Source organism: Halomonas tibetensis, from assembly GCF_042643535.1.
Taxonomy (GTDB): Bacteria; Pseudomonadota; Gammaproteobacteria; order Pseudomonadales; family Halomonadaceae; genus Halomonas; species Halomonas tibetensis.
Window position 1 is genome coordinate 54,867 of record NZ_JBHRSQ010000040.1, and the last position, 20,063, is coordinate 74,929.

Consider the following 20,063-nt stretch of genomic DNA (forward strand, 5'->3'; position numbering starts at 1 on the left):
CCATGGTTGAGGCGTTGTCGGTTTCCGAGGTCTATCGGGTTTGCCCGGAGGAGGCGTTTTCCTTCGAGGTGACCAGCGAGCTGGCATCGCTGGACCTGCTGAGCGGCCATGACCGGGCGCGGGAGGCGCTGGATTTCGGCACGGCGATCCGCAGCGATGGCTTCAACCTCTTCGTGCTTGGCCAGCCGGGCCACGGCATGCATGGCCTGGTGGGCGGCTACCTGGAGGAGCGCACCCGGGACAAGCCGTCGCCGCCGGACTGGGGCTATCTGTATAACTTCGAGGACCCTTCGATTCCGCTCTACCTGCAGCTGCCGCCGGGCATGGGCCGCCAGGTGCGGCGCGATATCGAGGCGCTGACGGATGAGCTGCGCGGGGCGATTCCGACGGTATTCGAGAGCGAGGAGTATCAGAACCGCCTGCAGGAGCTGAAGCAGGCCATGGGCGAGCGCCAGCGCGACGCCATCGAGGGGGTGCGCCGCGAGGCCCGCGAGCAGGGCATTCTGCTGCTCTCAACCCCCAACGGCTTTACGTTCGCGCCGGCGGAAGACGACAAGATGATGTCGCCGGAGGATTACGAGAAGCTGCCCAAGGAGGAGCGCGAACGCATCGAGCACACGGTGGAGATCCTGCAGCGCAAGCTGACCCAGGCGATTCGGCGCATGCCCAAGCTGGCCAAGGCGCTGCGCGACCAGGTCGCGAGCCTCAACGAGGAGGTGCTGCAGACGGCCATCGGCGCGCCCCTGGCCGAGGTGGAGGAGCGCTACGCTCACCAGCCGGGAGTGACCGCCCACCTGGCGGCGATTCGCGAGGCGATTCTGCAGCACGTCGATTCCTTTATCTCCGATCAGCCCGAGATTCCGCCGGAGGCGGTGTTCAGCCGTTTTTACTTCAACCTGCTGGTGGACAACGCCGAGACCGAGGGCGCGCCGGTGATCTACCAGGATCTGCCGAGCCACCAGCACCTGGTGGGGCGCATCGAGCACCACGTGCACAACGGCACTCTGCTCACGGATTTCTCGCTGATCCGCGCCGGCGCCCTGCACCGTGCCAACGGCGGCTACCTGGTGCTGGACGTGCGGGGCGTGCTGACCCAGCCCGGCGCCTGGGAGACCCTCAAGCGCATCTTGCGGGCGGGGGAGATCCGCACCGAATCCCTGGAGCAGGCCTACGGGCTGATCAGTACGGTGAGCCTGGAGCCCCAGCCGATTCCGCTGGATGTGAAGATCGTGCTGCTCGGTGAGCGGCTGCTTTACTACCTGCTCTGCGAGCACGACCCGGAGTTCCTGGAGCTGTTCAAGGTGCAGGTGGATCTCGAGGATGAGCTGCCGCGCAGCGAGGCGAACCTGTCGCTCTACGCTCATATGGTGTCGACCCTGGCCCGGGAGGCGTCGCTGCGCCCCCTGGATCGCAGCGGGGTGGCGGCCACCATCGAGCGCGCCAGCCGCCTGGCCGACGACCAGCAGCGCCTCACCGCTCGGCATCGTGACCTCAGCGACCTGCTGCAGGAGGCCGACCACTGGGCGGCCGTGAAGGGCGCCAAGGTGATCACCCGCGAGCACGTGGAGAAGGCGGTGGCCCAGCAGCTTTACCGCGCCGGGCGCATCCGCGAACGCAGCCACGAGCAGATCATCCGCGGTACGGTGATGATCTCAACCGAGGGGCGCGCGGTGGGGCAGGTGAACGGGCTCTCGGTGCTCGCCCTTGGCGATTTCGCCTTCGGCCAGCCGAGCCGCATCACCGCCACCGCCAGGCCCGGCGCCGGCCAGGTGGTGGATATCGAGCGCGAGGCGCGCCTGGGCGGGCGCATTCATACCAAGGCGGTGATGATCCTGTCGCGCTTTTTGGCCGGCCGCTATGCCCCAGACCAGCCGCTGTCGCTCTCCGCCAGCCTGGCCTTCGAGCAGTCCTACGGCGGCATCGAGGGCGACAGCGCCTCGGTGGCGGAGGTGTGCGCGCTGGTCTCGGCCATCGGCCGGGTGGCGCTGGACCAGAGCGTTGCGGTGACCGGCTCCATCAATCAGCACGGCGAGGTGCAGGCGGTGGGCGGGGTGAACGAGAAGATCGAGGGCTTCTTCGATGTGTGCCGCGCCCGGGGTGAGCTGAACGGCCAGGCGGTGATCCTGCCGGCCAGCAACGTCGAGCATCTGATGCTCAAGGCGGACGTGCGCGAGGCCATGGCCGCAGGCACCTTCCGGATCTTCGCAGTGCGCCACGTGGACGAGGCGCTGGCGCTGCTCACCGGCGACGCGCTGGGCGAGGCCGACGAGAGCGGCCAGTACCCGCCGCAAAGCATCAACGGTCGGGTGCAGGCGCGCCTGGGGGCCTTCCGCGAGGCGGTCAAGGCTGCCCGCGGGCACGACGATCCCGCCGACGACTCACCGGTGAAGGAGGGGGGCGGCGACCATGGGTGAGCGCAGCGAGGCGATGCGCGTGCTGGCGCTGCTGGACGACTCCCGCCAGAGCCAGGCTGCTCTGGTCGCGGCGGTGGCCCTGGCCGATGAGGTCAGCGCCGAACTGGTGGGGCTGTTTATCGAGGATCTTGACCTGCTGCGCTGCGCGGCCTTTCCCTTTTCCCGGGAGGTGGGGGCCAGCACCGGCTTGGCCCGACCGCTGGAAACCGCCGAGCTGGAGGCGAGCCTGGCCCGCCAGGTGCAGCGCATCACGCGTTCGCTGGATGAGGCGGTGGCGGGGCGCGCCCTGCGCCACCGCCTGCAGGTCAGCCGCGGCCAGGTGGTCAGCGAGGCCCTGGCCGAGGTCGGCCCCGGCGATGTGCTGGTGCTGGGCAAGGCGGGGCTCTCGTCGCGCTGGGGCGGGAGCTCGCGGCTGGGCTCCACCAGTCGCCGCCTGGTGCTGGAGGCGCCATGCACGGTGATCATCTGGGACGAGCGCCACCCGCCGGTGCCGGGCCCGCTGCGCTACATTCGCGGCGAGGCGCCCACGCTGCCCTGGGGCGAGACCCTGGCCGAAGCCTCGCGCCACCACCCGCTGTTTCGCGGCCGCGAGGAGCTCGCCACCATGGCCGCCCCCGACCTCGAGCGCTTCCTTGCCCACGCCCGCAGCGGCGCCCTGGTGATCAGCCGCCAGACCCTCACGCGGCTATTCGCCGAAGACCCGGACGTGCTGGCGCGCCTCCCCGTGCCGGTGGTGGTGGTGCCTTAGGGCCGCGGAAGCATTGGACGAAAGATCTCGCAGGGCGCTTATCAGCATCACGTCGCCACGCAGCTCGGCGGGCGCGACATGGCCCTCGCCCTTGTGAGTGCTTTCAACACGGCATCGGCCCAGTGTCGAGCCAGCTCGGCGCCTCGGGGGCCTTTCTCTGCGCCGTCGACCAGCACCGCCAGGAGGTGCTGGTCTTGCTGACCCACGGCTGCGGCATCGCTGTTGCGGGCGCGCTCACGGCCTTGCTGGCTTAACCACCTGACCTGCATCAGCTTCTTTCTCCGGCCAGGATCTCCAGTCTCTCGAAGAGCAGCGCTTCCCGGTCCGGGTCTCCGGCCTGGCTCTGCACGGCATAACCAAAATCATCATTCTTGAGGAGCTGGCCGAGCTCGGCGACGATGTAGTCCTGGAGTGCACTATCGGCTGCTCGTACCTCATCGAGCAGCTCGGGGCGGCCATCTACCAAATTGAGGATGTCCTCGATGTCGTGGCTCGACAAAGGGTCACCATCTCCGCGCCCCTTGTAGGCTTCCAGCTTCGTGGCGACGAACAGCGTCGGCGTGACTATGCGAATGGTCAGATCATTGCCTAATGAGACAGGCACTGCCGTTTTCAGCGCCTGGGGATACCAGTGGTTGCTGAAGCCCAACACCCCACCATGGTCCGGCATCAGGTCGACCCGCAGCTCCCCCAGCTTCATGGCGCAGATGGGCATCTCCTCGTCCCTTGAGGAGGGGTCCTTGAACCCTTTGGCCTTCAGCGCTTCCTTGAAGCGGGTCAGATGCGCGTAGGTGATGACGCTGATGATCAGATCCACGTCGTCGGTGCTGCGCACCTGCTCGCGGGTGAACGCATCGGTCAGCAAAAGCCCGGTCGTGCAGCCCCCGACGAAGGCCACTTGGTCGCGCAAATCGGCGCCGAGTGCCTCGGCTACCTGGCGCATCATGCCCAACTGGTCGTCGAATAGGCTCATCGGTTAATCCAGATACTCTGCCAGCCGCTCGGCAGCGACCTTGCTCTCGCGGGGATGGCCCAGCCTAATGGCATCGACCAGGGCCAACATGGCGTACAGCTCGGGGTCCCGGCGCACTGCGTAGGGCACACTCTTGAACAGCGGCTCGATGGCCTGGCCTTTGCTGTTGCCCCGGGCGTCCGGCCACACCATCGGTAGCTCACCCGAGCTATACAGCTGGCCCTTCAGCACCGGCGCGGCGAAGGTGGTGGCGATGCCGCGGGTGATTTCGCCGGGCTTGGCCGGGAACACATAACGCACCCCATGCACAACAAAGTTGTACAGGGCGCGGGCATTGGCGCGTGGGACGCCGGTTTGGCGATCCTTGCGTACCAGGCCAACCTCCAGGCAGCGCTGTAAAACAAGGCTCACCTGGCTCTTGCTGATCCCGGTTTCCTCGGCCAGGGCCCGCACGTTGTAGCGGGCGAGCAGCTGATCGTCATCGTGCCCAGGCATGCTTTCTTGGGGAAGATCACGCTCAGCGTCTTCCCGCGCCCAGTCCCGCCAGTCATCTGGAAGCGTCTTCGCCCCCTTGCCGGTGTGAGTGTCGTGGCCATGGCCCTCCTTGCTCCTCAGGGCCACTAGCTTCAAAAGCAGGCCAATATCTTGACTTTTCATAGTGTCACCAAGTCGCTCTGTCCCATGTCCTAGGACTAGGGACAGGATTGATGGTTTGCCACCGTATTGTCAAGAAGAATCGCTCAGCGTAGGAGAATGCGATTGAAGGACTGGATGGCATTCTCAGGTCATGGAGGCAGCGAGCGCCCACCGAGGCTGTTGCTACTGGTGGTCATCAAGCTACTACTGAGGCTGGTCCTTCCGGTGGAAGCCACACTCTGCGGGCGGTTGGACGTTTCGACGAATGGATGGGGCCATAACGATAGCCATGAACACCGCCAAGCCGGGACCGCTCCGCTAGCAATGTGCTTTTGTGGTTAAGCCCAGGAAAAACCATCCTTCGGCAGCCGACCGTCTGGGTCATAAACCCGCAAGGCATCATCGGGTCCGAGAGCTTCGGTGAAGAGTACCAAGTTCGTGCCGCCGGGCTCGGCGGATGAGGAAAAGAGGATGCCGGCTGCGCCGGCCTCCATGGCCAGGTCACCCAGAAGCCACGAAGGAGGCTCTACGCGCTGCTGAAACCACAGGTTGCGCCAGTCGCAGTGAAGCGCCTGCCAGATGTCATCCCACTCCTCTGTGTTCCTGTTCCCGTCAGTAGCATCGACAACGCTCGCGAGGGAAACCTCATAGCTGACAATTGTGCCGGGAGGCAGGAGTCGCGAGACCTGGCGGTACTCAGACAAGGCCGTGGCCTCCTCCAAGGACAGGTACAATGCAGAGATGCCGGGGCGGTTTAAGCGCCCCCCGTTGGAGGCAGCTCCCGCGCCGCTACTCGGAGTGTGCGCCCAGCGCGGATGGTGGACCCGGTAGACGGTTGTCGTCGGTAGCTGTACCGCAATCATCCCAGGAAACCAGCCTGCAGCGAACGAAGGTAGCGCAACAGATCCTCAGCACGGCCATTGCTGACCAGTTTCTCAGCGTTCTCATAGCCAAACACGTCGATCGGCTCGTTGCGAAACCAGAACAACGCATCCGGCAGGCTGCCGTTGATGTCTGCCGCGGCGCCCAGCACACGGATTGCGTCGCGCAGGAATGTCTGCAGCTTCTCAGCCCCCGGGGCGCGGGACACCGTAATACGGTGGACATGGGACAGGTTAGCTAGCGTCTGGAGGTCCATGCTCAGCGCACTGGCAAACAGACGGGGGCTGATGATCGGCTCGCCCTCACTGCGGGCGGCTGCCCGCAGGTCCTCGACAAACTGCTCAAAGGACGCAGGCGTCTTGTAATCAGCCAGATCGTGGGCTGCGACGAGCAATGCTTCAGTGGCCATGAGAAACTCCTTGCTACTTAAATGCAGCGGATAAGCTATCTAAATGTCAGTTTAGCACTGAATTTGATGTCGCGCCCGACACAGTGGGCCATGCGCCTCTCCGTGGTACGCTTGTTCGCGTTGACCGTGCCGCTGGCCTGGCTGGGCGGGAGGCTCGCCGGCACCACCGGGGTGTTCGCTGGCATGCTGGCCGCCAGCGTGGTGATGGGGGTCATCGCCAGGTGGCAGACTCGCCGGCTGCTGGTCGAAGTGTCGTCGACCACCTAATTAGCTAATTTATCAACCACCACCAAGGGCTAGCACTGCACGGCTGTTTGAAACGTTCATTTCGCGTTAACATCAACGATGAATTCAACGAGGGGATGGCAGTGGGGAGACGAATGTGAGCGCCATCGCTTCGCCTTGCGTGGGCCTTTGTTCCACTACCCTGGGCGACCGCATCTGCCGCGGCTGTCAGCGTACCGACGCGGAGATTCGCGACTGGTTCGGCCTGGCGGGCGACGAGCGTGCCGCGCGCATCGATGCGCTCGACGCACTGCGCGAGGCCGTTGCTGGCCGCTACCTGCGACTGGTGGACGCCGCGGCGCTGGAGGCCCAGCTCAAGCGCCACCGCATTCGTTTCCGGCCCGATCAGCCGGGGCTGTCCCGGGCGGTGGAGCTGCTGCGAGTAGGTCGCGAACGCATTCAGGCGCTCTCGCGCTATGGCCTGGTGCAAACGGGGCCGGGGGAGGGCCTCGACGCTGTCGAACTGCACGCTCGCCTGGCTGCCGAACTCAACGAAGCCGCCGAGGCCCGCCGCCGCTCTTCCTTGCCTGACCCTGAGCCCGACCGTCTTGACGAGAGCCCTTCATGTCCGTGACCTTGCCCGAGCCCGTCAGCGCCAGCGCCGACGGGCTGCTATCCGCCGAGCTACTCGATTTCCTGCGCTGTCGTACCCCTGATGCCTGGGTGGCCTGGGCGCTGGAGAATCCCGAGCTTTTGCTGATCGATCATGCTCAGTGCGAGAAGAAGGCCGCCTCCACGGCGATGAGCCTGCTTTATCGCTATGTGGACCATCCGCTGCTGCTGACCAAGATGAGCCAGCTGGCGAGAGAGGAGCTGCTGCACTTCGAGCAGGTGGTGGCGCTGATGGAAGCGCGCGGGATTACCTATCGCCATATTACCGCCTCGCGGTATGCCGAAGGGCTGCGTCGCCACGTGCGGCCCGAGGAGCCGGCCCGGCTGGTGGATATCCTGATCATCGGCGCTTTTATCGAGGCGCGCAGCTGCGAGCGCTTCGCACGGCTGATTCCCCACCTGGACCCCGAGCTTGCCAAGTTCTATCGCACTCTGGTTAAGTCGGAAGGGCGCCACTACGAGGACTACCTGATGCTGGCCCGCCACCTGGCTGCATCGCCCATCGAGTCCCGAATCGCCTTCTTCGCCGATCGCGAAGCCGAGCTGGTGCTGACGCCCGACACGGCGTTCCGTTTTCACAGTGGTGTGCCGGCGTAACGCCGTCCCCACGATACGCAGGATCGACATGATGCGAGATGCACCCGACGTCACCGAGTCCCCACAAACGGATCGGCTGGCCCTCTTGGGCCACTTCTCGCTTACCCTCGGCGAGGATGAGCTGACGCAGTTCAGCTACGACAAGGTCAAGGCGCTGCTGGTTTACCTGCTGCTTCACAGCCAGCCGGTGAGCCGCGCTAGCCTGGCCGAATTGCTGTGGCCCGACCAGGGGCTTTCCTCCGGGCGCACCAACCTGCGCCACGCGCTGCACTGCCTGCGCCAGTCGCTGGGCGTGCACGCCGACGAGGTCCTGGCCGTCTCGCGTCAGACCATCGCTTTCCGTCTGCCGTCGCAGTGGCAGTTCGACCTGCATGAAGTGCAGCGCCTGCTGGATGGCGAGCGCGACCTGCCGACCCTGGCCGAGATGCTCCACCACTATCAGGGCGATCTCGCCGATGAGCTGCAGCTCAACAACTGCGGCGACTTCCAGCGCTGGCTGGTTCAGGTGCGCAACGACTGGCGTCAGCGGGTGATCCGTTTTGCCGAGGCGGTGCTGGAACAGCATGACAGCGTCCCTGATTGCCTGCTGGTGGAGTTGGTCAGTCGCTTTTCGGGCTACGGCCCCTTCCACGAGCGGCTGGTGCGCCAGCTGGCCGAGCAGGGCCAGCTGGCCGCCGCCCACGAGCAGTACAATGCGTATCTGCAGCTGCTGGCGCTTTCCGGTCAGCAGCCTGAGCCCACCTTCCTGCAGCTGGCCCGTTACTGGTCCGATACCCAGGCCGATTCCGCGGCGGGGCTGGGCTTCGCCCGCACCCTGGCGCCGGACAGCGCACCCCTTCGCGAGGAGGAGATCGAGCAGCGCCAGCTGTCTGTGATGGCCATCCGCCTGCGCCTCAAGGGCGATCTTTCCAGTCGCCCGGCCAGCCGCGCCTGCCTGATGCTGCAGGTCGAGCTGCTGCGCTGGCTGGAGGAGCAGTGCCACCACCTGGGCGGCTTCTGGCTGCCCGGCGCCACCGGTGGGCTGGGCCTGGCCTGTTTCGGCACCCACGGCCCCGCCCACCAGCTCGCCGAACTGGTCGCGCTTTACGAACACTGCCGCCGCATGCTGCCCGACGAGAGCCGCCGCCACTGGAGCGGCGAGGGCGAACCACCCCGGGTGGAGCTGGCCGCCGGCCTGAACAGCGGACGGGTGGTTTACCTGCCCGAGCGCGGCCTGGTCGACCCGCTTGGCCAGGTCACCCAGGGCTCGCTTGATCTGATGTCCGCCGCCGAGGGCAGCGAGCTGGTGATTTCCCAGGAGGCGAGCCAGCACATGCCGCCGGCGCTGGACCTGCAGCCGCGGCTGAGCTCCCGGCTGGTGGCCAGCGACGGCCGTGTGCGCCTGCGGGCGCTCGTTCTGGGTGCGAATGAGGGCGGCCGCGAGGCGCTGCCGCCTAGCCTGGTGGGCCGCGAGACCCACCTGCGCACCCTGCGTGACGCCCTGGCCCGGGCGGGTATCGGCCTGCGCCAGAGCGTGCTGGTGCGCGGCCCCTCCGGCATGGGCAAGTCGGCGCTGATGGTGGGCTTTCGTCAGCTCGAGCAGAGCCGCGATGCCGCCATTTGCTGGCAGCCCACCACGCGGCTTTCGGTGCAGGAGCCTTACGGCGTGGCCCGTGAGCTGCTGCGCTGGCGCCTGGAAGCCCCGCTGACCCCCGAGGCCCTGGCCGGCCTGCGCGAGTCTCTGGCGCTGCCCGACCTCGATGAATCTCGCCAGCAGCTGCTGGAGGAGGCGCTGGGTGTCCGTGAGCCCCGCGAGGTGGCCGTGCTCACCCAGAGCGGTGAAGCGGTGGAGCTGGTGGTGGCGCTGCTGCAGCGTCTGATCACGGCCTTTGCCGCCGAGCGCACCCTGGTGCTGATGGTCGACGACCTGCAGTGGCTCGATGAGCCCAGCTTCAAACTGCTGGCCGGCCTTCAGGCGCGCCTGCCGATCAACTGCGGCTTCATGCTGGTGGCGAGCCACCACGGCCGCGAGGCGCTGCCGGCGCGGCTGCACTGGGACCAGCAAGTCACCCTGGGCCGGCTCGATGCCATGCAGTCCTCGCGGCTGCTTTCCCAGCTGGCCCGCCGCTACCGCATTCACCTGAGCCCGCGGCTGCGCGGGCAGATCATCGAACGCTGCGACGGTGTGCCGCTCTATCTGCAGGAGATCTGCCGGCGGGTCGACATGGACCGCCGCGAGGGGCGCAGCGTGCACCTGGACGAGCTGCCCCACGGTCTGCTCGGCCTGCTGGCCAGCCGCATCGACCAGCTCGACGTGGACCGCGAGGTGGCCCATGCCGCCGCGGTGCTGGGCCGGCGTTTCCGCTTTGACTTCCTGGCCGTGTGCAGCGGCTGGGAGAAACTGCGCCTCAGCCAGGCGCTGGACCAGATGCGCCGCCTGGAGATCATCGAGCCGGTGGAGGGCGACGAAGACGGCCGCGAGTACCAGTTCACCCACCAGCTGCTGCAGGAGGCCGCCTATCTCTCCTGCCCGCGGGACGTGCGTACCGCCATTCACCGCCAGGTGGTCGAGCTGATCGAAGAGCGCTTCCCGATGTGGATCAGCCGCCATCCGGGGGATTTCGCTACCCACCTGCGGCGCAGCGGCCACTATGCCCGCGGCGCCCGCTACTACGAGCTGGCCGCCCGCGAGGCGCTCAAGGTGAGCGCCAACCGCACCGCGCTGAAGATGGCCGACCTCGGCCTGGTCAGCCTGCGCCAGGTGGAAGGCCAGATCGAACGCGAGGTCAGCCTGCTGACGGTGCGCGGCCAGGCGGCTTTCGCGCTGGAGGGCCACGGCTCGCCCACCGCCCACGAGAGCTTCGTGCGCGCCCGGGAGCTGCTCAAGCAGTTGGACGGGGTCGAGGGCGAGCCCGTGGATCTTGAGCAGGTCTTCCTGGTCAAGTGGGGCCTGTGGGTGGGCTGCAGCCAGCGCCACGCCCACGCCGACGCCTTTCACCTCGCCTCGCGGCTGGCCAGCCTGGCCGAGCGCATGGAGGACCCTCGCTACCGCCGCCTGGCCGAGTTCGCCCGGGCCAGCTGCGAGTATTGGGCCGGGCGGATCCAGCAGGCCTACGACCATCTGGAGGAGATCAACCCGCTTGAATCGCCCATGATGATCGAGTGGCTACCCTTCTCCGACCACCCCCAGGTGGCCGCCGCCTGTTTCCAGGGCTGGGCGTTCTGCCTTCGCGGTGACTATCGCCGTGCCGAGACCCAGGTGGAATCGGCCATCCGTCTGGCCGAGAAGATCGGCCACCCCGGCAGCCTCGCCATGGCGCTGATGTACGCCGCCGCGCTCTACCGCCAGCTGGGCCATGTGCATCTGTCCGCCGTTCGCGCCGAGCGCGCCTTCGAGCTGACCGGCACCCCGGATCTGCACCTCTGGCAGATGTCCGCCCGCGGCGTGCTCGGCTGGCAGCGCGCCATGGCCGGCGACCGCGAGGGTCTCACCCAGGTGGAACAGGCCCAGGAGGAGCTGGCCGAACTCACCGGCCGCGACCCCTATAGCCGCCCCTCGCTGTGGTTCGTGGATGCCTGCGTCGCGCTCGGTGAATTCGGACGCGCCGAGGACTACCTGGACCAGGCGCTGATGCTCGCCCGGGAGAAGACCACCCTGTTCGTGCCGGAGCTCGCTGTGCACCTGGCCCGGGTGCGCCATCGCCTCGGCCACCCCCGGGAGGAAGTCATCGCGCTTATTGATCTCGCCCAGCAGCAGGCCCGGGAGGATGGCAACCTGCATCAGCAGATCAACGGCCTGGAACTGTGGTTGACGCTGATTGACCCTGCCGATGACAAGGCTCGCCAGGCGCTGCGTCGCCTGCTCGCCGAGGTCAGCCACTCTGACGCCCCGATCATCGCTCGCTGGCGCAGCCTGCTAGACCGCACCCAGTCGCATACCGCTGGCGCAGATGCCTAGCGGTGTGATGCCTGATAGTGAGAGGACTAGTCGTGAGATGACTGGCTGTGAGATGACGAGTCGCGTGATGCCGTTGACGGTGGCGGGGGAGGGACGTCGCTGACAACGGCCGTGGTGTGCTGCTGGCGGGTCCACTTCCCTTCCGCCTTGTCGATGTACTGGAAATGCTCGTTGGTGAAGCTTCCCTGGTGGACCGCGTGGCGGTAGGACACCGTTGGCACCTTCGCCTGGTCCAGCACCTTGTTGAAGACGCCCGGGCCCGTGGTGTCGAATACGCCGGTGACGACCTCGCCGGTGATATTGCTGATGATCTGGTCGATCACCGCCTTCATGTGCGAGTTGCCCGGTGCGCTGGCGATAAAGTAGTTGCTGAGATCGCCGCGGCGAGTGGTGACGTAGAGCTCTTCTCGTTCGGTGCCAAGCACGCAGGAGAGCGGCCAAATCTGGTGGGCATCGATATCCAGATAGACACCTCCCGACTTCAACAGCACCAGCAGGCGCCACAGGTCGGCCTGGGCGGCGCCGATCTGAAGTCGCTCGTAGTGGGGGAGGATCTCGGGATAGTGCTCGGCGATGAACTCGCGGCGGGCCTCGGTGATCATGAAGCGGTATTCGAACCGCGGCGCCATCAGCCGGTTGAACAGGTAGTTCAGATAGACCGGTAGCGTCACCCGATGGGTGAAGTTGGTCTGCCAGATGATGCGCGGGATGCGACTCGGTGTGCCGCCCTTGAGCAGCGGGGCGGCACGCTCGGGAAGCGTGAAACGCTTGTTGGGCAGCAGCCAGTGAAAGGGGTAGCTCAGTACCTTGGTGGTGTTGGCGCCCAGCTTGATCAGTCGGCTGACGGCAACAATCGGTGCCTTCTTCAATTTGCCTCCTCCTTCATCGGGGGGCCTCAGTCTGGGTCTGACCCTGAGGGAGGGTTAGACCACCTCCGCCCAGAGGTCATATTCATCGGCGTGGGTCACCCGGGCGCGCACGATCTCCCCCGGGGCCAGTTCGCGCTCGCTCTCCAGAAACACCATGCCGTCGATTTCCGGGGCGTCGGCGGCGCTGCGGCCGATGGGTCCTTCGTCGGTAATCTCGTCCACCAGCACGTCGATCTCGCGGCCGATCTTGGCCTGGAGGCGGGCGGCGGAGATCTGTTGCTGGTGGGCCATGAAGCGTCCCCAGCGCTCCTGCTTGACGTCATCCGGCACCGGTTCCAGGTCCAGGTCGTTGGCGGGGGCGCCTTCCACCGGGGAGTACTGGAAGCAGCCGACGCGGTCGAGTTGGGCGTCGGTGAGCCAGTCGAGCAGGTACTGGAAGTCGTCTTCCGTCTCGCCGGGAAAGCCGACAATAAAGGTGGAGCGGATGGAGAGTTCGGGGCAGATCTCGCGCCAGCGCTTGATACGCGCCAGGGTCTTGTCCTCGAAGGCCGGGCGCTTCATGGCCTTGAGCACCTTGGGGCTGGCGTGCTGGAAGGGGATATCCAGGTAGGGAAGCAGCTTGCCCTCGGCCATCAGCGGGATCAGCTCGTCCACGTGGGGGTAGGGGTAGACGTAGTGCAGGCGCACCCAGATGCCGAGTTCGCTGAGGGCCTCGCACAGCTCGGTCATGCGGGTCTTCACCGGGCGGCCGTTCCAGAAGCCGGTGCGGTACTTGAGGTCGACCCCGTAGGCGCTGGTGTCCTGGGAGATCACCAGCAGCTCCTTCACGCCGGCGCGGGCCAGGCCCTCGGCTTCCTTGAGCACCTCGCCCACGGGGCGACTGACCAGCTTGCCGCGCATGCTGGGGATGATGCAGAAGCTGCAGCTGTGGTTGCAGCCTTCGGAGATCTTCAGGTAGGCGTAGTGGCGCGGGGTGAGCTTGATACCCTGGGGGGGTACCAGGTCGATGCGCGGGTCGTGATCCTGGCTCGGCGGTACCGCCGCGTGGACGGCGTTCACGACCTGCTCGTACTGCTGCGGGCCGGTGACGGCCAGCACGCTGGGGTGAACGTCGCGGATGGTGCCTTCCTCCACGCCCATGCAGCCGGTGACGATCACCCTGCCGTTCTCGGCGATCGCTTCGCCGATGGCGTCCAGCGATTCCGCCTTGGCGCTGTCGATGAAGCCGCAGGTATTGACCACCACCACGTCGGCGTCGTCGTAGCTGGGCACGATCTCGTAGCCCTCGGTGCGTAGCTGGGTGAGGATGCGTTCTGAATCCACCAGCGCTTTGGGGCAACCCAGCGAGACGAAACCGACCTTCGGTGTGGACATGCAATTGACCTTGGCGTGATGATACGTGGCGAGTAAGCGCAGGATTCTACCGGTCTGACCGGCTCCGTGGAACATCTTCGGCGGTCTCTGTAGGCAGAAGGTCTATCAGACAGCCATTGATGAGTCGCTTTTTGGTAACAGAGCCGCCTCCCTGGCGCGAATGGTGGGTCAATTTGCTATGCTGGGCGCATTGCTGTTTAGGTGGCAAGCAGTGGGAGATAAGTGACTATGCAGCTTGAAGATCTTATTGCCAAGGTGAGCCGTCTGCCGGAATTCCGCCAGCAAGAGGTGATGGATTTTGTGGCCTTCCTTGAGCAGCGCTATGGCCAGACCGATCTCTCTGAGGCGGAACAGCTTGATTGGTCGGAACAGCAGTTCCGTGCCATGAGCCTTGATCAGGCTATGCGTGATGCGGAGTCCGAGCCTGATCTCTATTTCGAGGATGACCTCAAGGAAAAATGGCAATGAAGCGCGCCGGTCAAATTGCGCTTATGCCCTTTCCGTATACGAATCTCCAGATCGCAAAAAAACGCCCGGTGCTATTGCTTCGGTGCCTGGACAACCATCAGGACGACTGGCTTGTGTGCATGGTGTCATCTCGTCTTAACCAAGCCACGGCATACCTTGATTGGATTGTGGGTCCGGAAGATGAAGCGTTCGTGGAATCGGGCCTCAAGGTCACCAGCGTTTTTCGACTGTCTCGTTTAGCGGTGCTGGATGGAGCACTTTTGCTGGGCCAACTCGGCTCTATTCCAGATGCACGTCTCCAGTTTCTCAGACAGCGTTTGGCAACCTGGTTGCTAAGCGAGTCTCAATAATCTTCCCATGTGATAAATGAGCCTATGGCCACCATCGAACATAGCGCGATTCTCAATGCGCCGCCGGAGCGGGTCTTCGCCCTGCTGGAGCGCGTGGAGGACTTCGCCGACTATTCTGATCTGATCCATGCCATCGAGCCCCTGGGTGATGAGCGCTACCGCTGGCATGTGCATGCGGTGGGGCGCGATTGGCACTTCGATGTGGCGGTGACGGAGTCTCGCTCGCCGGAGGTGCTGGCCTGGGAGTCGCTGGATGGCGTCAAGAATCACGGGTGCTATCGACTGCGGGCAGTGGACGGGGGCACCGAGGTGGCGCTGACGCTGACCTATGTGCTGCGCAACAAGCTGGTGGAGCGAGCCGTCAACAAGGCCGCTACACCCTTGGTGGGGCGGGTGAGCCGTCAGATTCTCGAGCGTGTGGCCGAGAGACTATAAGCAGTTATTCGATGCTGTGAGAGCTGTCAAGAACCGCCAATAACGGCCAAGAAAGGCTAAGAAAGGCCAAGAACCGCCAAGAACGATTCACAGGGAGCCGTTGTGAAAATTGCTATCGCCGGTACCGGCTACGTCGGTCTTTCCAACGCTATGCTGCTGGCCCAGCACAATGAAGTAGTCGCGCTGGATATTCTTCCCGAGCGGGTCTCGATGCTGAACGATAAGCGCTCGCCCATCGAGGATGTCGAGATCAGCGACTTCCTGGCCAACCGGGAGCTGGATTTCGCGGCGACCCTGGACAAGGACGCCGCCTATCGCAATGCCGATTTCGTGGTGATTGCTACGCCCACCGACTACGACCCGAAGACCAATACCTTCGATACCTCAAGCGTCGAGTCGGTGATCCAGGATGTGATGGCGATCAACCCCGCGGCGGTGATGGTGATCAAGTCCACCGTGCCAGTGGGCTATACCGCGGAGGCCTGCATGCGCTTCGGCACGCAGAACCTGATCTTCTCGCCGGAGTTTCTGCGTGAAGGCAGGGCGCTCTACGACAACCTGCACCCGTCCCGGATCATCGTGGGGGAAGACTCCGCGCGGGGCGAGACCTTCGCCGGGCTGCTCAAGCAGGGGGCGCTGGACGACGAGGTGCCGGTGCTGTTCACCAACAGCACGGAGGCCGAGGCGATCAAGCTGTTCGCCAACACCTACCTCGCCATGCGGGTGGCCTACTTCAATGAGCTGGATAGCTACGCCGAGACCCACGGCCTGGATACCCGCCAGATCATCGAGGGAGTGGGGCTCGATCCGCGCATCGGCAAGCACTACAACAACCCCTCGTTCGGCTACGGCGGCTATTGCCTGCCCAAGGACACCAAGCAGCTGCTGGCCAACTACCAGGATGTGCCGAGCAATATGATCAAGGCCATCGTCGATGCCAACCGCACCCGCAAGGATTTCATCGCCGAGCAGATCCTCAAGCGCAAGCCGCGGGTGGTGGGGATTTATCGGCTGATCATGAAGACCGGTTCCGACAACTTCCGCGCCAGCGCCATGCAGGGCGTGATGAAGCGCATCAAGGCCAAGGGCATTGAGGTGGTGGTCTTTGAACCGGTGCTGCGGGAGGAGACCTTCTACGGTTCCCGGGTGATGCGCGACTTCGAGGCCTTCAAGGCCGACGCCGACGTAATCCTCAGCAACCGCATGGCGGCAGAGCTCGAGGACGTGGCCGATAAGGTCTACACCCGCGACCTGTTCGGCAGCGACTGACCCCATAGCACACTCTGGCAGCCGACCCCGATAGGCGTCGGCGCCACTGTCTTGGCTTTTCGTTGTAATCCCTCGCTTACATTGCTTGTCGTCAATCGGGCGCATCATAAAACTGAAGTGGCAGCCTGGGGCTGTTAAAATTAAGCTTCTTTTTCTGAGGTTTCCCCTCGTCACGGATGAGAGGACCTACGCCTGTGATAATGACGCTGCTACAACCTCTGTTCCGGCTGCCTCGCCGGCAGAAACGCTTACTTCAGCTGGCGGCAGATTGCCTGCTGATTACGGTGAGCTTTCTGCTGGCGATGCTCTTGCGCCTGGACAGTTTGTCCTTCTTGGCCGAGCCCCGGGTGTGGTGGGTGCTGCCGGTGGTGATTCCCGTAAGCCTGGCGATCTTCATTCGCCTGGGGTTTTACCGTGCGGTGATCCGCTATATGAGCATGAAGGCGGTGAAGACCATTGCGGCCGGAGTAGGGGCATCGGCACTGGCACTGCTGGTGATCAATTTCCTGTTTCAGCTGCCGGTGCCGCGCTCGGTGCCGTTCATCTACGCCATGCTGGCACTGCTCACCGTCGGCGGGGTGCGTTTCGCGCTGCGCAGTATCTACCTGCGCAACCAGCTGCGTTACAAGACTCGGGTGGTGATCTACGGGGCCGGTTCGGCAGGGCGTCAGCTGGTGCAGTCGTTGCGTCACGGTTCCGAATACGAGCCGGTCGGCTTCGTGGACGATGCGGCCAACCTGGAGGGAGCCTTCATCCAGGGGCTGAAGGTCTATTCGGCCAGCGAGATCGATCGCCTGATCAAGGACTACGGCATCGAGAAGGTGCTGCTGGCGATTCCCAGCGCTACCCGGGCGCGACGCCGCGAGATTCTGGAACGCCTGGAGCCGTTGGAGGTGCCGGTGCAGTCGATTCCCGGCATGGCCGATGTGGTGGCCGGGCGCGCGCAGATCAACGACCTGCGTGATGTGGCGGTGGAGGATCTGCTGGGTCGCGACCCGGTGCCGGCAGACGCGTCGCTGATGGGGGCCAACATCACCGGAAAAGTGGTGATGGTGACCGGTGCCGGCGGCTCTATCGGCAGTGAACTGTGCCGCCAGATCCTGCGTCACCGCCCTGCCAAGTTGCTGTTGCTTGAGCTCTCCGAGTTCAGCCTCTATCGGATCGAGCAGGAGCTCGAGCAGATCGCTTGGGACGAGGCCATCGATTGCCCGGTGAAGGCGCTTCTGGGCTCGGTGCAGCATCGTAGCCGCATTCAGAAGATCATGATGTCGTTTCGGGTGCAGACGGTCTATCACGCCGCGGCCTACAAGCATGTGCCGATGGTGGAACACAACGTGGTGGAGGGGCTGCGCAACAACGTGATGGGCACCCTGGAGACCGCCAGGGCGGCAGTTGCCGCCGGCGTGGAGAGCTTCGTGCTTATCTCTACCGACAAGGCGGTGCGCCCCACCAACGTGATGGGCGCCAGCAAGCGCCTGGCCGAACTGGTGTGCCAGGCGCTGGCCAACACCCAGAAGAGGACCTGCTTCAGCATGGTGCGTTTCGGCAATGTGCTGGGCTCCAGCGGTTCGGTGGTGCCGCTGTTTCGCCGCCAGATCGCCGCCGGCGGCCCGGTAACGGTGACCGACCCCGAGATCACCCGCTACTTCATGACCATCCCCGAAGCCGCCCAGCTGGTGATTCAAGCCGGCGCCATGGCGCGCGGCGGCGATGTCTTCGTGCTCGACATGGGCGAGCCGGTGAAGATCGCCGAGCTTGCCAGCCGTTTGATACGCCTCTCCGGGCTGGAGCCTCGCTACCCGGGCAGCGACGACGCTGATCTCGCCGGCGGTGATATCGAGATCCGTTATACCGGCCTGCGCCCCGGCGAGAAGCTCTTTGAGGAGCTGCTGATCGGCGAGAAGGTGGAGGCCACTAGCCACTCGCGGATCATGACCGCGAGCGAAATCTCGCTGGCCTGGGAGGCGATGGAAGAGATGCTGAAGACCCTGTTCGATGCCTGCGAGGATTTCGACGCGCCGCGAATCCGCGAGCTGCTGGTTCAGGCGCCGCTCGGGTATCAGCCCCAGAGTGAGCCGGTCGACCTGGTGTGGGAGCAGCAAACGCGCCAGGTTCGGCGGCGGCGTGCTCCGCGGGTGCCGCAGGAAAACGAGGTGGCAATGCTTGAGGCGAGGCCCTCCACCGCGAACGAGCGCTAACCCTGAGCGCGCTGATGGTGACCACTCCCTGGACCCGTCTTTACCGATGACCTCGGCGCTCGGGGCACGACAAGAGAACAGCAAGGAGCCCGAGATGCGACGCTATTTTGGTACCGACGGGGTGCGAGGCAAAGTGGGCGAGTTTCCCATGACGCCGGAATTCGCCATGAAGCTGGGCTGGGCAGCGGGAAAGGTGCTGGGTGCCGAGGGAGTCTCTGAGGTCCTGATCGGCAAGGACACCCGGGCCAGCGGTTACATGCTGGAATCGGCACTCGAGGCTGGCTTCTCGTCGGCCGGGGTCAACATCGCCCTGGTGGGGCCGCTGCCTACTCCGGCCATCGCCTACCTGGCCACCACGTTTCGTGCCAATGCCGGGGTCGTGATCAGCGCCTCCCATAATCCTTTCTATGATAATGGCATCAAGCTGTTTTCCCAGTCTGGCCACAAGCTGACCGATGAGCAGGAACTGGAGATCGAACGCTGGCTCCAGCAGGCGTTGGACCACGGCATGGACTGCGTAAGCTCTGAGCGCCTGGGCAAGGCGCGGCGCATCGATGACGCCGCCGGGCGCTATATCGAGTACTGCAAGTCGCACTTTCCTAGCCAGCAGACCCTGGGTGGCCTCAAGGTGGTGGTCGATTGCGCCAACGGGGCGGCCTATAAGGTTGCGCCGGCGGTCTACCGCGAGCTGGGCGCTGAGGTGGTGCCGCTGCACGCCTGGCCCGATGGGGTGAACATCAATGACCGCTGCGGTGCCACCGACCTGACCAGCCTGCGCGCCGCCGTGATCGAGCAGCGTGCCGATCTGGGCATCGCCCTGGACGGTGACGCCGACCGACTGATGATGGTCGATGAAACCGGTGCGGTCGTGGATGGCGACGAGCTGCTGTTCCTGCTGGCCCGCGAGGCCCATACCCATAGCTACAGCGGCGGGGTAGTGGGCACGCTGATGAGCAACCTCGGCCTGGAGCTCGCGCTGGCCGAGCTGGGGATTCCTTTCCGTCCCGCCAAGGTAGGCGATCGCTACGTGATGGAGCTGCTGCGCGAGACCGGCTGGCGGCTGGGTGGCGAAGGCTCCGGGCATCTGTTGAGCCTGGATCATGCCTCCACCGGCGATGCGATTATCGCCTCGGTGCTGATCCTTGCGGCGCTGCGTCGCAAGGACATGACACTGAGCAGCGCCCGCCAGGGGATGCGCAAGTTTCCTCAGGTGCTGATCAACGTCCGCTATCGGGCCCGTCAGGGCATCGAGCCGCTGGACACCGACGCGGTCAAGGCCACGGTTCAGGAGGCGGAGGGCCTGCTGGGCGATTCTGGGCGCGTGCTGTTGCGCAAGTCCGGCACTGAGCCACTGATTCGCGTGATGGTTGAGGCGGAAGATGCGGAGTTGGCCCATCGCTGCGCGCGCCTGGTCGCCGATGCGCTGCCAACAGGCTGAGCGGGGTCAGCCACACGAGTCGATCGCGCGGTCGCGTCCCTGGGCCTTGGCGCGATATACCCCGAGAGCCCAAAGCAGATAGGCCATGTAAGCTCGGATCGATTCCTCACCCTCGTCAGGCCGCCTTTGTCAGTGGTACGAGGTGGCTGCCAGCTTCCTGAGCGATTCG

Annotated in this window: 19 protein-coding genes; 12 read left to right on the top strand and 7 right to left on the bottom strand. The window is 65.0% G+C overall.

What is annotated here, in order from left to right; genetic code table 11:
• The first annotated feature begins 2 nt into the window (after window positions 1-2).
• A complete protein-coding gene (locus ACFODV_RS16485) occupies window positions 3-2,414 on the top strand; it encodes a Lon protease family protein (RefSeq protein ID WP_379761401.1) in 2,412 nt (803 codons plus the stop codon).
• Complete coding sequence (locus ACFODV_RS16490) at window positions 2,407-3,162, top strand: hypothetical protein (protein ID WP_379761403.1); 756 nt, start codon at window positions 2,407-2,409, stop codon at window positions 3,160-3,162. The genes ACFODV_RS16485 and ACFODV_RS16490 overlap by 8 nt, the downstream gene beginning before the upstream one ends.
• 47 nt (window positions 3,163-3,209) lie before the next feature.
• On the opposite strand, the gene ACFODV_RS16495 is transcribed toward ACFODV_RS16490, so the two are convergent.
• The 5 genes from ACFODV_RS16495 to ACFODV_RS16515 form a co-directional block, all read right to left on the bottom strand.
• Window positions 3,210-3,431, bottom strand: a complete 222-nt coding sequence (locus tag ACFODV_RS16495; protein ID WP_379761405.1) for a hypothetical protein — start codon at window positions 3,429-3,431, stop codon at window positions 3,210-3,212.
• A complete protein-coding gene (locus ACFODV_RS16500; protein WP_379761407.1) occupies window positions 3,431-4,135 on the bottom strand; it encodes a hypothetical protein in 705 nt (234 codons plus the stop codon). Before ACFODV_RS16500 ends, ACFODV_RS16495 begins: the two co-directional genes overlap by 1 nt.
• Window positions 4,136-4,138: 3 nt before the next feature.
• A complete protein-coding gene (locus ACFODV_RS16505; protein WP_379761409.1) occupies window positions 4,139-4,792 on the bottom strand; it encodes a hypothetical protein in 654 nt (217 codons plus the stop codon).
• Between the two features lie 317 nt (window positions 4,793-5,109).
• Window positions 5,110-5,634 (bottom strand): RES family NAD+ phosphorylase, encoded by a 525-nt coding sequence (locus tag ACFODV_RS16510; RefSeq protein ID WP_379761410.1) that lies wholly within the window; start codon window positions 5,632-5,634, stop codon window positions 5,110-5,112.
• Window positions 5,631-6,062 carry a DUF2384 domain-containing protein gene (locus ACFODV_RS16515; protein WP_379761411.1) on the bottom strand — a complete coding sequence of 144 codons (432 nt, stop codon included), beginning with the start codon at window positions 6,060-6,062 and terminating at the stop codon, window positions 5,631-5,633. The genes ACFODV_RS16510 and ACFODV_RS16515 overlap by 4 nt, the downstream gene beginning before the upstream one ends.
• A gap of 66 nt (window positions 6,063-6,128) precedes the next feature.
• Between ACFODV_RS16515 and ACFODV_RS16520 the strand changes: the two genes are divergently transcribed.
• The 4 genes from ACFODV_RS16520 to ACFODV_RS16535 all read left to right on the top strand — a co-directional run bounded on the left by ACFODV_RS16520 (window position 6,129) and on the right by ACFODV_RS16535 (window position 11,493).
• Complete coding sequence (locus tag ACFODV_RS16520; protein ID WP_379761412.1) at window positions 6,129-6,329, top strand: hypothetical protein; 201 nt, start codon at window positions 6,129-6,131, stop codon at window positions 6,327-6,329.
• 115 nt (window positions 6,330-6,444) lie between these two features.
• Complete coding sequence (locus tag ACFODV_RS16525; protein WP_379761413.1) at window positions 6,445-6,921, top strand: DUF1289 domain-containing protein; 477 nt, start codon at window positions 6,445-6,447, stop codon at window positions 6,919-6,921.
• Window positions 6,912-7,556 carry a tRNA-(ms[2]io[6]A)-hydroxylase gene (gene miaE, locus ACFODV_RS16530; protein WP_379761414.1) on the top strand — a complete coding sequence of 215 codons (645 nt, stop codon included), beginning with the start codon at window positions 6,912-6,914 and terminating at the stop codon, window positions 7,554-7,556. Before ACFODV_RS16525 ends, miaE begins: the two co-directional genes overlap by 10 nt.
• A gap of 31 nt (window positions 7,557-7,587) precedes the next feature.
• Entirely contained in the window at window positions 7,588-11,493 is a 3,906-nt protein-coding gene (locus tag ACFODV_RS16535) for an AAA family ATPase (protein ID WP_379761416.1), read from the top strand.
• 26 nt (window positions 11,494-11,519) lie between these two features.
• Here ACFODV_RS16535 and ACFODV_RS16540 read toward each other — a convergent pair whose 3' ends face one another.
• The gene (locus ACFODV_RS16540) at window positions 11,520-12,362 is read right to left on the bottom strand and encodes a glycosyltransferase family 32 protein (RefSeq protein ID WP_379761418.1); all 843 of its coding nucleotides are present in this window, start codon (window positions 12,360-12,362) and stop codon (window positions 11,520-11,522) included.
• 54 nt (window positions 12,363-12,416) lie between these two features.
• Window positions 12,417-13,736 (bottom strand): 30S ribosomal protein S12 methylthiotransferase RimO, encoded by a 1,320-nt coding sequence (rimO, locus tag ACFODV_RS16545; protein WP_379761420.1) that lies wholly within the window; start codon window positions 13,734-13,736, stop codon window positions 12,417-12,419.
• Between the two features lie 228 nt (window positions 13,737-13,964).
• Between rimO and ACFODV_RS16550 the strand changes: the two genes are divergently transcribed.
• From ACFODV_RS16550 to glmM, 6 genes are all read left to right on the top strand, one after another.
• Window positions 13,965-14,204 carry a DUF2281 domain-containing protein gene (locus ACFODV_RS16550; RefSeq protein WP_379761422.1) on the top strand — a complete coding sequence of 80 codons (240 nt, stop codon included), beginning with the start codon at window positions 13,965-13,967 and terminating at the stop codon, window positions 14,202-14,204.
• The gene (locus ACFODV_RS16555; protein ID WP_379761424.1) at window positions 14,201-14,554 is read left to right on the top strand and encodes a type II toxin-antitoxin system PemK/MazF family toxin; all 354 of its coding nucleotides are present in this window, start codon (window positions 14,201-14,203) and stop codon (window positions 14,552-14,554) included. Before ACFODV_RS16550 ends, ACFODV_RS16555 begins: the two co-directional genes overlap by 4 nt.
• 24 nt (window positions 14,555-14,578) lie before the next feature.
• A complete protein-coding gene (locus tag ACFODV_RS16560) occupies window positions 14,579-14,989 on the top strand; it encodes an SRPBCC family protein (protein WP_379761426.1) in 411 nt (136 codons plus the stop codon).
• Between the two features lie 102 nt (window positions 14,990-15,091).
• On the top strand, window positions 15,092-16,258 hold the full coding sequence (locus ACFODV_RS16565) for a nucleotide sugar dehydrogenase (protein ID WP_379761428.1): 1,167 nt from the start codon (window positions 15,092-15,094) through the stop codon (window positions 16,256-16,258).
• A 200-nt stretch (window positions 16,259-16,458) separates the two neighbouring features.
• A complete protein-coding gene (locus tag ACFODV_RS16570) occupies window positions 16,459-18,456 on the top strand; it encodes a polysaccharide biosynthesis protein (protein WP_379761430.1) in 1,998 nt (665 codons plus the stop codon).
• Window positions 18,457-18,550: 94 nt separating this feature from the next.
• Window positions 18,551-19,894, top strand: a complete 1,344-nt coding sequence (gene glmM, locus ACFODV_RS16575) for a phosphoglucosamine mutase (protein WP_379761432.1) — start codon at window positions 18,551-18,553, stop codon at window positions 19,892-19,894.
• Window positions 19,895-20,063: the final 169 nt, after the last annotated feature.